Source organism: Shewanella amazonensis SB2B, from assembly GCF_000015245.1.
In the GTDB taxonomy this organism is placed as follows: Bacteria; Pseudomonadota; Gammaproteobacteria; order Enterobacterales; family Shewanellaceae; genus Shewanella; species Shewanella amazonensis.
In genome coordinates this window covers 4177672-4191929 of sequence record NC_008700.1, presented here as the reverse complement: position 1 = coordinate 4191929, position 14258 = coordinate 4177672, and the positions used below count along the sequence as shown (strand labels likewise).

The window sequence follows — 14258 nt, the reverse complement described above, 5'->3', positions numbered from 1 at the left end:
GACCGGAGATCTGAACATACAAGCATTGGGCGAAAAAGTGTACGGTTTTATAACAATTTATTAACCATCGTTACCCGTGTACCCCTGCCCCCGGCTCTGGCATAATTTGCCCTGTAGCCCAAGGGGTTGCGACAACTGCGGCCGCGAAAGTGAGTCGTGCCATATACAGTCTGTGTTTGCGGAGTCTCTGTGCAAATTTGGGTCGATGCCGATGCCTGTCCATCGGTGATTAAAGAGGTGCTTTTTCGTGCCGCCGAGCGGCGACAAATCACAGTGACTCTGGTGGCAAACCAGAGTGTACGTGTGCCGCCATCTCCTTTTATCAAGTCGATTCGGGTCGAGTCGGGTTTCGATGTGGCCGATAACGAAATCGTCAAACGCGTCAGTAAAGGTGAACTGGTGATCACCGCCGATATTCCGCTGGCGGATGAAGTGATTGCCAAGGGGGCGCTGGCCCTCAATCCCCGTGGTGAGTTGTACACTGCAGAGAACGTTAAGGCCCGGCTGAATATGCGTGACTTTATGGAAACCCTGCGTGCCAGCGGGATCCAGAGTGGTGGCCCTGCCCCCCTGTCACAGGCCGACCGCCAGGCCTTTGCCAACCAGTTGGATCGCTGGCTCGCCAGGTTACCCAAGTAACATCCACCGCCCGGGAGTGGGCGTTTTTTAATCTCAGACCATCAGGGAGTCAGATGGCCACCTCAGACTTTAATATTCCATTCGAACATCGAAAGCCGTTTGCCAAGCACTATCAGCAATTTATCTGGCCGTTGTGTAAAAAGTTGGAGGCAAGGCGCGGGCCCATTGTGGCCCGTCAGCAGGCTCGGATGGCTGAAATCCGCCCATTTACCCGGTTGATCTGGCCGATGATTTTGCTTTCATTTGGCAGTAGTGCGCTGGGCTTTTTTGGCGTTCTGCCAACACAGTGGATTTTCATCGGGTTTGGTCTGGCCTTTGTCAGTATGCTTGGCATGGCCGCACTGGCCTGGTGGGCAGGCAATGAACTGTCCAGCTTTATGGATGAAGGCATCGACAAGCTTTATCCCCGGGTGCTGGCGTATTTTGGCGAGGACTTTGTTATCAAGTGGGGCAATGAGGTGGCCGGGCGGCACCGAGCCTATGAAGATTACGGCATCTTCCCGAAACACGATAAGTCGAGCTGCTTCAGCCACCTGAAGGGAAGCCACCACGGGGTACCGTTCGAGTTTTTCAATGTGGGTTTTTACGAAAAGAAAAACGACGATAAGTACGAGCTGAAATTCAAAGGTGTGTTGCTGGCTTTCTCCCTGAAAAAAGCCTTCAAGGCCACCACCCGGGTAGTGCGCGATGGTGGCTTCTGGCTCCACTTGGGACAGCGGGGGCTCGACAGGGTGAAGCTCGAAGATCCCCGCTTTGAGGCGAGTTTTGAGGTATTTGCATCGGATCAGGTAGAGGCCCGTTATCTGCTGAACCCCGGCATGATGGAGCGCTTTATTGAGCTCGACAGCCACTTTGGCCAGGGGCTGGAGGCCTGCTTCAAAGACAACAAGCTGCTTATCCGTCTGCCTACCTCGCGGGATTTCTTTACCCACTTCCAGGACCATGAAAAGCCCATCGATTTTAAAGAGCCCATTGAAGAGATCTTTGCCGATCTCGGCTTTATTTTTGGGATTGCCGACGAGCTGGCGATTGCGCGCCATACGGGGCTGTAACTCGGGCAAAATGCCCAGTTTCAATGACTTATTTGATGTACAAAAAACAATATAACGTACTGTTTGTGTTAACTATTCCTTTGCTGCATGAGATATGAACAATTGATGGTGGTTTTCGCTCGACATTTGAACGGATGCCCTGTAAATTGCGCCCGCCCGGCAGCTCGCCGGGGGCTTTGAACAGCTCGCCGCGCCTGAGAAGTTGGCCGTCGGAAGCCGTAAAGCCAGCAACGCCCACGGGCTCAAATAAGAATGTCAGATTTCATTTCGAGGACACCCATGAAGTACGCTTTTGCAGCGCTCCTTGTTATTTTTGCCAGCGGCTGTGCCACCACCGGCAGCGAGCAGGTTGCCACTCCACAAGTGCAGCAAGCCGAGGCAGTGTCCGGCCACAAGAATCGTTCTGTGATGCCGGGCAAGGCAGCCAATCCAAGAAAAGCCGTATCAGCCCTCTGAGCCGAGCCTTTTAAGACCCCGCCAAAAGCGGGGTTTATTTTTTAATCCATTCAGTCGCTGGCGGCGTATCCATTGTGGCAACCCAAGCCAAGGAGCCTTGCCATGACTATTCGCTACTCAAGCCTGAAAGTTCTGCCTTGCATCGATAAGGCCTGCATTCACTCACTGGACATGTCCCTTTACCAGCTGTCTGTGGTGATAGAGGGCGCCGAACTGTATGTCACCGATGAAGAGGATCGCATGCTCAGGAGTTTGAATCTGTGCCAGATGCAGGCCTTGCTTGAGGGGTTGTCGGTTCGCGAGACAGTGCTGCGCCAGGAGAGTGCCTATGATGAAATGGTGGGGCAGGCGGTGCGACACGGTGACAATGCCATGGAAATTCCCCTGCGCGTCGCGTGAGAGTAACCAGGCTTATAACCCCAGCCTTAATAAAAAGCCCCGCAGTGCGGGGCTTTTTGCTTCATCTTATTCGATGGGGTAGCTGACTCAGTGTTTGCCAGCCCCTGCGCCGGTTTGGGCCTGTTTCTCGCGCTTGCTGAAAATACGCTCAACAATCACGAAGAACAGCGGCACGAAGAAGATTCCGAGGAAGGTCGAGCTCATCATACCGCCGAGTACACCGGTACCTATGGCGTTCTGGGCACCGGAACCCACACCGGTAGAAATAGCCAGCGGCACAACCCCCAGACCAAAGGCCAGTGAGGTCATCAGAATCGGGCGCAAACGCACTCTAACTGCGTGCAGGGTGGCCTCAATCAGACCGGCACCCTTCTCATAGTATTCCTTGGCGAATTCCACGATAAGAATGGCGTTCTTGGTGGCCAGACCCACAGTGGTCAAGAGGCCCACCTGGAAGAACACGTCGTTGGACAGGCCGCGGCCATTCATGGCCAGCAGGGCTCCGATGATCCCCAGCGGCACAACCAGCACAACGGCAAAGGGCACTGACCAGCTCTCGTAGAGGGCCGCGAGTACCAGGAACACGACCAGAATCGACAGGGCATAGAGGGCCGGAGCCTGGTTGCCCGAGAGTCGCTCTTCATAGGACAGGCCATTCCACTCGACGCCAAAGCCCGGTGGTAACTGCTCAACAATCTTTTCGATGTCCTTCATGGCATCACCGGTACTGTAGCCCGGGGCAGTGGCACCCTGGATGTTCATGGCGGGCAGGCCGTTGAAGCGTTCCAGACGGGGTGAGCCAAAGTCCCAGCGGCCAGTGGCGAAAGCCGAGAAGGGCACCATTTCTCCGTTGGCGTTACGTACATACCAGGTGTTCAGGTCTTCAGGCTGCATACGGTACTCGGCATCGCCCTGTACGTACACCTTCTTCACCCGTCCACGGTCGATAAAGTCATTCACATAGCTGCCGCCCCAGGCGGTAGCTATGGCACTGTTCACCGAGGAGATATCCACACCCAGAGCGCGCAGCTTGGCATGGTCTATATCCAGCTGGTACATGGGCGCATCTTCCTGACCATTGGGGCGCACACCCACCAGGTTGGGATTTTGTGCCGCCATGCCCAGCAGCTGGTTACGGGCCTCCAGCAGCTTGGCGTGACCCTGGCCATTTTTGTCCTGCAGGTAGAAGTCGAAACCGTTGGCGGTACCGAGTTCAATAACTGCCGGTGGCGCAAAGGCAAACACGAAGGCTTCTTTAATCTGGGAGAAGGCCATCATGGCTCGGCCCTGCAAAGAGAACACATCCTGACCCTCGCCTTCACGCACGGCCCAGTCTTTCATGCCAACGAAGGCAATACCCATGTTCTGACCCATGCCCGCAAAGGAGAAGCCGGCCACCGAGAACACAGAGTTCACGTTGTCCTTTTCATCTTCGCGGAAGAACTTGTCCATCTTTTCCAGCACCTTCACCGTGGACTCCTGGCTGGAGTTGGTCGGCAGGATCACCTGGGCAAAGAGGATGCCCTGATCCTCATCGGGCAAGAAGGCGGTGGGCATGCGCATAAAGATCCAGCCGGTTGCGACCACCAATGCCAGATATATCGCCATCACCCTGGCGGAGCGCTTGAGAATAGCGGCCACGCTGCCTTCGTAGCGCGAGGTCATCTTTTCAAAACTGCGGTTAAACCAGCCAAAGAAGCCATGCTGACCATGGGAATGGCCGGGCTTGAGTGGCTTGAGCATGGTGGCACACAGGGCGGGCGTCAGGATCAGGGCCACCAGTACCGACAGCGCCATGGCCGACACGATAGTGATAGAGAACTGACGGTAAATCACCCCGGTAGAACCCGACATAAAGGCCATGGGCACGAATACCGCCGACAGGGTCAAACCAATACCCACCAAGGCGCCGGTGATTTGGTCCATCGACTTGCGGGTCGCTTCAACCGGCCCCAGGCCTTCTTCCTGCATCACACGTTCAACGTTTTCCACTACCACGATGGCATCGTCAACCAAGAGGCCGATGGCCAGTACCATGGCGAACATGGTCAGGGTATTAATGGAGAAACCAAAGGCCGACAGAATGGCGAAGGTGCCCAGCAGTACCACAGGTACGGCAATCGTCGGGATAAGAGTTGCGCGAAAGTTCTGCAGGAACAGGTACATGATCACAAATACCAGTACCACGGCTTCCAACAGAGTATGCACTACGCCTTCGATGGATTGCTTAACGAAGGGGGTGGTGTCGTAGGGATAAACCACATCGAGGCCCGCCGGAAAGAAGGGCTTCATTTCGGCGATTTTTTCCCGCACCCGGGTCGCGGTATCCAGGGCGTTGGCTCCCGTTGCCAGGCTGATGGCAAGACCCGCGGCCGGACGGCCGTTGTAGAACGACTCCACCACATAGCTTTCGGCGCCGAGCTCAACCCGGGCTACGTCGCCGAGGAACACCTTGGCGCCATTGGTATCGGACTTGAGAATAATCTTGCGGAACTGCTCCGGGGTTTCCAAACGGCTCTGGGCGGATACTGTGGCGTTCAGCTCCTGGCCGAGTACCGCAGGCGCACCACCAAGCTGACCTGCAGACACCTGGGCGTTTTGCTCGCGAATCGCGGCAATCACGTCCTGTGTGGTGAGGCTATATTGGGTCAGTTTCAGAGGGTCTAGCCATATTCGCATGGCATAAGGTGCACCGAAGAGGGTAATTTCACCCACACCGGCAACCCGGCTTAAGGGGTCCTGGACGTTGGAGCCCACATAGTCGGCGATGTCATTTTTGGTCAGACTGCCGTCTTCCGACACAAAACCCAGTACCATCAAAAAGCCCGAGGTGGACTTGTTCACCCTGACACCCTGCGCCTGTACTTCCTGTGGCAGCAGTGGCATGGCCGATTGCAGCTTGTTCTGAACCTGTACCTGGGCGATGTCTGCATCGGCCTCGGCATTAAAGGTCAGGGTGATTTCGGCATTACCGAAACCGTCACTGGTGGAGTTGATATAACGCAGGTTGTCCAAGCCCGTCATGCGCTGCTCTATCACCTGGGTGACCGAGTCTTCCAGCGTCTTGGCGGAGGCGCCTGGGTAGTTGGCGGAGATCACCACGGTGGGTGGTGCGATGTTCGGGTACTGGGACACGGGCAGGCTTTTGATAGCCAATACCCCTGCCAGCATCACCAAAATCGCGATCACCCATGCAAAAATGGGTCGATCAATAAAAAAACGTGCCATAGCTTAATCCTGAATTTCGCGGGTTCCTGGGGTCCTTTGCCAATTACTTGGCCTGCGCCGCTGTGGCAGTGACCGGTGCACCTGGGCGTATTTTCTGCAGCCCTTCTACAATCAATTTATCGCCTGCATTCAGCCCCGAAGTAATACGCCACTGGTGGTTGATAACCTCGGCAGTGGTCACGGTGCGGGCTTCAACCTTGCTTTCGGCGTTCACCACCATGGCCACGGCTTCACCACGGGTATTGCGGGTAATGGCCTTTTGCGGCACCAGAATGGCGTTGGGATCTACCCCGGTGTTCAGCATGGCGCGTACATACATACCCGGCAGCAACACGTTGTCTGGGTTGGGGAACTCGGCCCGCAGAATCACAGAACCCGTGTTTTCATCCACGCTCACTTCGGCAAATTGCAGCTTGCCCTTGTGCTCGTAAGTTGTGCCATCTTCCAGTACCAGCTGCACTTCGGCGTTGTCGGCCGCCTGCAGCTTACCGGCTCGCAGCTTGGCCTTGAGGGCCAGCAGTTGGGCGCTGGATTGGGTGATGTCCACATTGATGGGGTCCAGCTGCTGAATAGTGGCCAGTACCTGTCCCTGATTGGCGGTTACCAACGCACCAGGCGTGACGGACGATTTACCGATGCGGCCTGAAATTGGGGCCTGCACTTCGGTGTAGTTCAGATTGATATTGGCGGTATGCAGCTGGGCCTCGGCCACTTTCACCCGGGCGAGTGCTTCCTTATAGGCGGCATCGGCTTCGTCGAAGTCCTGCTTGGAAATGGCATTGGTTTTCACCAACTTTTCGTAGCGGGCGGCGCGGGCTTTGGCACTGGCCAATGAGGCCTGTGCGCTGGCGAGGTCGGCCTTGGCGCTTTCGAGGGTGGCCTTATAGGTGGCATCGTCAATTTTGTAGAGTGACTGACCTTCTTTCACTTCACGACCTTCAACGAAGTTACGCTCCATGATGATGCCAGAAACCTGAGGGCGAACCTCGGCCTCGAGGAAAGCGCGGCTGCGACCGGGCAGCTCAACCATGATGTTTTGAGGCGCTGCAGTGACCTGCACTGTGCCGACTTCCATGGGAGGCATTTGCTGCTGGTTGGCAGCTTGCTGAGCATCTTCCTGGCAGGCACTGACCCACAAGACCATGCCTATGGCCGAGGCAATTTTTAACATTTGCCGCATTGAAATCTCCTTTTTATGTCTGGGCTCACGGGGTTGTGCGGATAAAAAGCGCTCGATACCCAGACAAATCGCCCATTTTTAATACTGAATTTATGATCAGCCAGTTATCTCACACAGGGGGCGGCAGCTCAAGTCAGCTAATGGCTGAAAAGTGTAAAGGAATGCAAAAATCTCTTTTATTTGCATGTATTTAGCGATTTATTAACATTTGGTGCGGCCAGAAAGGTACTCGATAACCTGTGTCATCAGTTATTCATATTTCTTCATAAACTGTCGCGAGCTGTTCACGCGTCTCATCAAGGCCATTCATAACCGCGCTTTATCATTGCCTTCAGCGGGAAACCCCACATTAAGAGGCAGTGATGATGAAATTGAATAAAACCCTGTTGGTCTTGGCCACCATTGCGTGTTCCAGTGGCGTGATGGCAGAAGAAGCCAAAGTATTCGGCGGCACCCTGGGTGGCAAGCTGACCATCGCCAGCGACTACGTGTTCCGTGGCGAGTCCGAAACCATGGACGGCGACGTGCCCGCGATTCAGGGCACCCTGAGCTGGAGCAACGATGCGGGTTGGTATGCCGGCTTCTTTGGCTCCAATATCAAGTTTGCCGATCCGAATCTGGAAGTGGTAACAGGGCCTTTTATCGGCAAGGCCGGTGAATTTGGTGAATCAGGTTTCACCTATGATGTGATGGTGTTTTCTTACCTCTATCCCGGCGCGTCTTACAGCAATTACACCGAGCTGTGGTTGAAAGTCGGTAGACAGTTCGGCCAACTGAATATGCAGCTGGAAGTCACCCCCACCCTTGATGACTGGTTTGGCGTAGCTGGCTGGCAAGGGGTCAACTATGCGATTCACCCAAGCTATTCCTTTGACAACGGTGTTCAGCTGTCAGGCTCTGTGGGTTATCAGGACCTGGATGGCGAAGGCGCCGAGGGCTGGGGCCACTGGAACCTGGGTGTATCCAAATCCTGGGCAGGTTATACCCTGGATCTGAGATACCACGGTAGTACGGTAGACACAGACCACAAGGTTTACGGTACCCAAACCGAGATTTTCGACGACCGCTTTGTGGTTGGGATCAGCAAGGCATTTTAAATCCGGTTGTCACCCACGCCACAGGCAATAATGCGGCTGATTTGTGCCAGCGTCCGGCCCGATTCAGCCTGCCAGTGGTTAAAGGCGGCCTGAGCCTGGGTCAGCCCCTTTTGGGTGGCCATCCCGGCATCCACCAGGCCTGTTGCCCTCAGATAAGCTTCCACATCTGAAGTCAGCAAGAAGGTGTCTTTCCCTGTGGCGCGCAGGAAGTAAGGGCCTGTATTGCCCCCAAGCCGCGCACCACGCTTTTTGAGCACCTGCCACAGCGAGGTGATCTCTTCCCCGGGCCAGAGGGCGATATAGCGCGCGAAACTGCCATGTTCAGCAGCAATGTCTTTTATCATCAGGGCATTGTCGTAAATGGCCTGGGTCTTTTTGGCATGGCGGATAAGGCCAGGGTCGCTGGCCCGAGCGGTGAGCTGCTCCGGTGACATCAACAGCACTTTCAGCGGATCGAAACCAAAGAACGCTGTTTCATAGGCTGGCCACTTGGCATCTACTACCTTCCACACAAAGCCACTCTGAAATATCTGTTTGCTCATGGCCGACAGCAGGCGGTCGTCGGAATACTCCTGATATTCGTCGGCAGACAAAGACTGAGGCAGCAGGGCTTCCAGCGCATCGGCGCCGCCTTTGCGCTCGGCGGCGCGCTGATAAATACTGGCAAAGGATTCAATTTTCATGGACTTCCCTGAAACTGTGAATGGCCTTGCCAGTGTACTTGCACACTCAGTTTGGCTTCAACGCTCCTTTGATGACAGTGGCCAAACTTGTGGGTGCGCGGCCAAGCAGCAGGGCTAAATCATCGCTGCGCTTATCATATTCCCCTGCGGCAATGGCCCGACTGGCCCCGCCGAGTGCCGTGGCTAAAAATGCCGGTAATCCCATATTCAGCAGCGTATCGACTTGGGCCTGGGCCGAAATGAGGTGGGTACTGATGGCGTTACCACTGAGCTGTCCAATCAGGGCGGCGATGTCCGCATAGGACAGGAGTTCAGGCCCGGTCAGTTCGTAAATCTTGCCTGTGTGGCCATCGGTCATCAATATTCGCGCCAGCGCCTCGGCCAAATCCTGTTTGCTTACGGGGGCAAAGCGGCCCTCTGCTGCGGCATGGGTCAGTACGCCTGTCTCCAGTGTGTGGCTCAGGCCCATCAGTTGCAGCTCGGCATAAAAGGCATTGCGTACCACAGTGGCGGGAATGGCTGCCGCGCTGATGGCCGCTTCGGTGGCGGCATGACTGGCGCCGAAACTGAAGGCGCTGTCCAGCGAGGGTGATTGAAAACTGGTGTATACCAGCTGGGCAACCCCGGCCTTTTTGGCGGCGGCGATAACCCGCAGATGTTGACCCAGACGGATATCATTGGGGGTATTACCGGAAATAAACAGTACCTTGTCTGCTCCCGCCATGGCTGCATCCAGAGAGTCTGGCTGGTCATAGTCGGCAAACACAACATGGCCAAGTGTCGCATCCAGTTTGTCCGGTGAGCGGCTGCCCAGTCGTACAATTTCGGTATTGCCAAGAGTGTTCAGGGCATTGGCAGTAAGGGTGGCCAGTTCACCACTGGCGCCGAGTATCAGGATCATCTTGAGTACCTCAGGGTTGGTATGAATGAGGTGCTCAGTTTATTCCCGTGGCGAAATCGGATAATGAGTGATTTACTTATATCTTTGGTAATTCAAACTTAACAAAAGGTCGCCCATGGACGCTTCACAATTGTACCGCATGCTGGTGTTTGCTTCGGTTGTAGAGCAAGGGTCACTGACCATGGCCGCAGAAGTGTTGGGGATCAGCCGCTCCATGGTGAGCCAGCACCTGAAAAAGCTGGAAGAGCGGTTGGGCTGCGAGCTGCTTCACCGCACCACGAGGCGTATCAGCCTGACCGAAGATGGGCGGGAGTTTTTTCATTACTGCGGCGAACTATTGCAGCTGGCAAGGCAGGCAGAGGCTGTGACCCGCCCGGCGGATGAGCATCTTCACGGTAGCCTCAGGGTCACGGCGCCGGTTGGTCTGGGAGAACATAACCTGCTGCCCCTTATCGGCGACTTTCATCGCCGTTACCCCAACATTCGTCTGACATTGATGCTGGAGGACAGCAAGCTCAACCTCCTCGAACATCAAATTGACGTGGCCATACAGGCAGGTTGGCCGGAAGATTCAGAATTCAGGGCCATTAAGCTTGGCAGTTTTGATGAGCAGTTGGTGGCCAGCCCCGAGTATGTGGCGGCTCATGGAAAGCCCTTGCACCCCGACAACTTACAGCATCATCAATGGTTGGCGCATGCGTCCGGCCATTTGCCGAAAACCTGGACGTTGCACAATGGTCAGGGTGAGGAGTTTCGGGTCAGGATCACTCCATTTATCAGCTGCAACAGTACCAATGGCCTGATTGCCATGGCGCTGCAGGGGCTGGGGGTGGCAATACTGCCCGATAATCTGGTGAACGAGCATTTGGCGTCCGGGGCCTTGGAACTGCTTTTGCCGGATTATCATTTACGCGAAGGCGGCGTGTATGCCCTGCATCCCTATAAAGAGAATACTCCCCCCAGAGTGCGGGTATTTCTCGACTTTCTGAAGGAGCGGTTGATCCAATCCCGCTAAAACCAACTAAATTAAACAAAGGGCGTTTGATTGGGAGCCGGATTCCATGGAGCTCTTTTACCACCCGTTGTCGCGATATTCCCAAAAAGTTCTGCTTGGATTGTATGAAAAGCAGGTCAACTTTTATCCCCGGGTCACTGAGCTCAGGGATCCCATACAACGTCAGACATTCAGCAAGATTTACCCTCCCTGCAAGCTGCCACTGCTTAAATGCTCTGATGGCAGCCTGTTACCCGAATCGACCATCATCATCGAATACCTGGATCAACATATACCCGGCGGAACCCGCCTGTTGCCAAAAGACAGCGCCGACTGCCTGAGGGTGCGTTTATGGGACAGGATTATCGATAACGACATCAGCAATCAGCTGTTTTTGCTGGAGCAGCAATTGAGCATGGCACCTGAACATCGCAATGAGCTGGCCATGGCACAGGTCAAACAGCGTTTGCTGCAGGTATTGGCCAGCATTGATGATGAACTGGCCAATTCCCATTGGTTGGTGGGGGATGGCTTTACCCTGGCTGACTGCGCCCTGGTGCCCTGTCTTGAACCCGCGTTTGAGCTTCTGTCCCTGCTGGAGTTGGAAAACCTCTGCCGTTACCGCCAGCAGGCAAAAATCCGCGGCGCCTGGGAGCTGGTGGCCGAGGAGGCACAGCTCGCCGCCGCCGAAGAGACTAGCGGACTCAAACTCATTCCTTAGCTGTTACGCTCTTTCTTGAGCTGCAAAAAAGCCTTCCATTTCTGCACTTCGGGCGACAACTCAGGTGCGTCGCCTTCATAGCCCGCTTCACGCACCAGTTCACTGATGGGCACCTGCTTGCGGTTACACACAAAAACCCCGCGCACATGCACTATGCAGTGCAGTCCACGTTCGCTGACAAAGCGCTGATCAATATAAAAATATTTTTCGTCCCACCCGACTACACGGCTCTCGATGGTAAATTTCTGCAGTGGCTTGATGTCGCGGATATAGGTGAATTCCGCGGCGTTGACTATGGGCATCCATTTTAGCTTGAGAAAACGCTTTAACAGCCCCATTTCCGCCAGCATGTAGGTACGGGCCAGGTCCATAAAGGCCGGATAACGACTGTTGGTCAGGTGCATATTGATGTCGCAGTCTGATGGTAAGGCGCGATACTCAATGAGGCTGGTGTCGAGAAAACCAATGGAGCGGCAGTGGCGAACACGCCATAAAAACAACCAGATAAGTCTGAAATACAGGTTCATGGATTCGTAGTTTAGAGTTTTTGCGTAAAGAGAAAGGCTAACAGAGGTCCTACCAGCGGGCAACTGTCAGTGTAGCCACAAGGCCTTCCTGTCGGAGTAATAAAAAAGGCGCCGAAGCGCCTTTAAGATGAAATCAATCTCAGTGCTGAATGCCGCTGTGGCGCAGTAGCGCATCTGTATTGGGCTCCCGGCCCATGAAGCGGCGGAACAGTTCCATGGGCTCTTCGCTGCCACCCATCTCAAGGATATGGGTAAGGAAGTCGCGCCCCGTATCTGGATTAAAGATACCTTCAGCTTCAAACCGCGAGAAGGCATCGGCCGACAGTACTTCGGCCCACTTGTAGCTGTAGTAACCTGCGGCATATCCCCCGGCAAAAATATGGGAGAAGCTGTGCTGGAAGCGATTAAAGCTGGGGGGGATCACCACGGCCACCTGCTGACGCACTTCGTCCAGAGTTTCCTGAATGCGGGCACCGTCTTCGCCGTTGTATTCCAGGTGCAGGCGGAAATCGAACAGCGAAAACTCCAGCTGGCGCACCATCATCATGGCGGATTGGAAATTTTTGGCCGCCAACATCTTGTCCAGCATGGCCTTGGGCAGCGGCTCGCCGGTTTCGTAGTGGCCGGAGATTTCGCCGAGGGCTGCTTCTTCCCAGCACCAATTCTCGAGGAACTGGCTTGGCAGCTCCACGGCATCCCAGGGCACACCATTGATACCGGATACACCGCCTACCTCTACCTTGGTCAGCATATGGTGGATGCCATGGCCAAACTCATGGAACAGGGTAACCACTTCGTCATGGGTAAAGAGCGCTGGTTTATTGCCCACGGGACCATTGAAGTTACAGGTGAGGTAAGCCACGGGTTTTTGCAGCCCATCGGGGGTTTGACGACGAACCCGGCACTCGTCCATCCAGGCGCCGCCGCGTTTACCGCTGCGGGCGTAGAGATCCAGATAGAAGCTGCCTCTGTGCTCGCCTTCGCTGTCCATAATGTGGAAGAAGCGCACGTCCTTATGCCAGCGGTCAAATTCCTGCTGCTCGACTATCTTCATGCCAAAGAGACGCTCTACCGTGTGGAAGAGGCCGCTCAGTACCTTGTTTTCGGGAAAGTAAGGGCGCAGTTCTTCCTGGGAAATTTCGTATCTGTGCTGTTTGAGTTTTTCGGCGTAAAAGCTTAAATCCCATGCCTTGAGGTCGGTTTGGCCATATTCTTTCGCGGCGAAGGCCTTGAGCTCATCCAGCTCCTGTTTGGCCTGTGGACGAGAGTGCAGGGCCAGCTCATTCAGGAAGCTGATAACCTGGCCCGGTGTTTCGGCCATCTTGGTGGCCAGCGACTTGTGGGCAAAGCTGTCGAAACCGAGCAGGGTGGCCAGCTCGTGGCGCAGCGCCAGCAACTCTTCCATCAAGGGGCCATTGTCAAATTCACCGGCGTTGGGGCCCTGATCCGAGGCGCGGGTCACGAAGGCGGTGTAGCACTCCTGGCGCAGTTCACGGTTTTCGCTGTACATCATCACAGGCAAATACGATGGGAAGTCGAGGGTGAACAGATACCCCTGCTCGCCTTTTTCTTCTGCCATGGCGCGTGCTGCAGCAAGGGCCGATTCAGGCAGACCCTTAAGTTCGGACTCATCGGTGATGAGCTTCTGCCAGGCGTGGGTGGCATCCAACACCTGATTGGAGAAGCTGCTCGACAGTTCCGACAGGCGTTTGACTATTTCGCCATAACGGGCCTTTTTGTCGTCATCCAAGCCAATACCCGAGAGTTCAAAGTCTCGCAGGGCATGGTCAATCACCTGTTGCTGCGCCTTGGACAGACCTTGAAATTCATCAGAATTTTTAAGGGTTTTATAGGCCTGATACAGCCCCTGATGCTGGCCCACAAAGGTGCCATACTCAGACAGAAGCGGCAGGCAAGCGTCGTGGGCCGCGCGCCATGCTTCTGTGCTGAGCACTGAGTTCATGTGCGATACCGGTGACCAAAGTTTGCTGAGGCGATCGTCAGCTTCCTCCAGGGGCGCAACCAGTCCCTGCCAGCTGAAATCACCACGTTCCAGTACCCGTGCAATTTCTGCCCGGCAGTGGTCTATGGCCTGCTCGACCGCTGGCTGAATATGCTCTGGCTTGATGGCCGAAAAGGGGGGCAGCGCGTTGGCCGCAAGCAGTGGATTGGTCATGGAGATCCCTTATTATCGTGCAAATAGTGTCGTGCAAAGCAGGTTTTGCAAAGCAGTTGCGGCCTGGGCCATGGAGCATACATAAGGGCTGGCGCCGGATTTATCAAGGTAAAGCAATCCACCAGCCAGTTGACTGCATTGGACGCGGCAGATTTTCATTGATCTGTATCGGGTTTTGCATCCTTTTGCAGTTTACATTGTCAAC

At 55.0% G+C, this 14258-nt stretch carries 13 protein-coding genes; 7 read left to right on the top strand and 6 right to left on the bottom strand.

The genetic code is table 11. The features are described 5' to 3' along the window. The first annotated feature begins 189 nt into the window (after nt 1–189). The 4 genes from SAMA_RS18485 (at nt 190) to SAMA_RS18475 (ending at nt 2546) form a co-directional block, all read left to right on the top strand. Nucleotides 190–639: a YaiI/YqxD family protein gene (locus tag SAMA_RS18485; protein ID WP_011761663.1), complete on the top strand. Its 450-nt coding sequence runs from the start codon at nt 190–192 to the stop codon at nt 637–639. 53 nt (nt 640–692) lie between these two features. Next, nucleotides 693–1691, top strand: coding sequence for a DUF3137 domain-containing protein (locus SAMA_RS18480; RefSeq protein ID WP_011761662.1), 999 nt, complete (start codon nt 693–695; stop codon nt 1689–1691). A 279-nt stretch (nt 1692–1970) separates the two neighbouring features. Further along, nucleotides 1971–2147, top strand: coding sequence for a hypothetical protein (locus tag SAMA_RS19655; RefSeq protein ID WP_157608366.1), 177 nt, complete (start codon nt 1971–1973; stop codon nt 2145–2147). Between the two features lie 102 nt (nt 2148–2249). Continuing rightward, nucleotides 2250–2546 carry a DUF6482 family protein gene (locus SAMA_RS18475; RefSeq protein ID WP_011761661.1) on the top strand — a complete coding sequence of 99 codons (297 nt, stop codon included), beginning with the start codon at nt 2250–2252 and terminating at the stop codon, nt 2544–2546. Between the two features lie 87 nt (nt 2547–2633). Here the strand turns inward: SAMA_RS18475 and SAMA_RS18470 are convergent, their stop codons facing one another. Beyond that, complete coding sequence (locus SAMA_RS18470; RefSeq protein WP_011761660.1) at nt 2634–5774, bottom strand: efflux RND transporter permease subunit; 3141 nt, start codon at nt 5772–5774, stop codon at nt 2634–2636. Nucleotides 5775–5817: 43 nt separating this feature from the next. After that, nucleotides 5818–6954 (bottom strand): efflux RND transporter periplasmic adaptor subunit, encoded by a 1137-nt coding sequence (locus tag SAMA_RS18465; protein WP_011761659.1) that lies wholly within the window; start codon nt 6952–6954, stop codon nt 5818–5820. 362 nt (nt 6955–7316) lie between these two features. Between SAMA_RS18465 and SAMA_RS18460 the strand changes: the two genes are divergently transcribed. Continuing rightward, entirely contained in the window at nt 7317–8051 is a 735-nt protein-coding gene (locus tag SAMA_RS18460; protein ID WP_011761658.1) for a TorF family putative porin, read from the top strand. On the opposite strand, the gene SAMA_RS18455 is transcribed toward SAMA_RS18460, so the two are convergent. After that, entirely contained in the window at nt 8048–8734 is a 687-nt protein-coding gene (locus SAMA_RS18455) for a DNA-3-methyladenine glycosylase I (RefSeq protein WP_011761657.1), read from the bottom strand. The genes SAMA_RS18460 and SAMA_RS18455 overlap by 4 nt on opposite strands. Before the next feature lie 46 nt (nt 8735–8780). After that, entirely contained in the window at nt 8781–9635 is an 855-nt protein-coding gene (locus SAMA_RS18450; protein WP_011761656.1) for an NAD(P)H-binding protein, read from the bottom strand. A 115-nt stretch (nt 9636–9750) separates the two neighbouring features. On the opposite strand from SAMA_RS18450, the gene SAMA_RS18445 reads away from it, so the two are divergent. Further along, on the top strand, nt 9751–10650 hold the full coding sequence (locus SAMA_RS18445; RefSeq protein WP_011761655.1) for a LysR family transcriptional regulator: 900 nt from the start codon (nt 9751–9753) through the stop codon (nt 10648–10650). 46 nt (nt 10651–10696) lie between these two features. Beyond that, nucleotides 10697–11350, top strand: coding sequence for a glutathione S-transferase family protein (locus SAMA_RS18440; RefSeq protein WP_011761654.1), 654 nt, complete (start codon nt 10697–10699; stop codon nt 11348–11350). Here SAMA_RS18440 and SAMA_RS18435 read toward each other — a convergent pair. Both SAMA_RS18435 and prlC read right to left on the bottom strand, forming a co-directional pair. Next, nucleotides 11347–11877: a thioesterase family protein gene (locus SAMA_RS18435; RefSeq protein ID WP_041409965.1), complete on the bottom strand. Its 531-nt coding sequence runs from the start codon at nt 11875–11877 to the stop codon at nt 11347–11349. The genes SAMA_RS18440 and SAMA_RS18435 overlap by 4 nt on opposite strands. A gap of 139 nt (nt 11878–12016) precedes the next feature. Further along, nucleotides 12017–14053 carry an oligopeptidase A gene (prlC, locus tag SAMA_RS18430; RefSeq protein WP_011761652.1) on the bottom strand — a complete coding sequence of 679 codons (2037 nt, stop codon included), beginning with the start codon at nt 14051–14053 and terminating at the stop codon, nt 12017–12019. Nucleotides 14054–14258 lie beyond the last annotated feature (205 nt).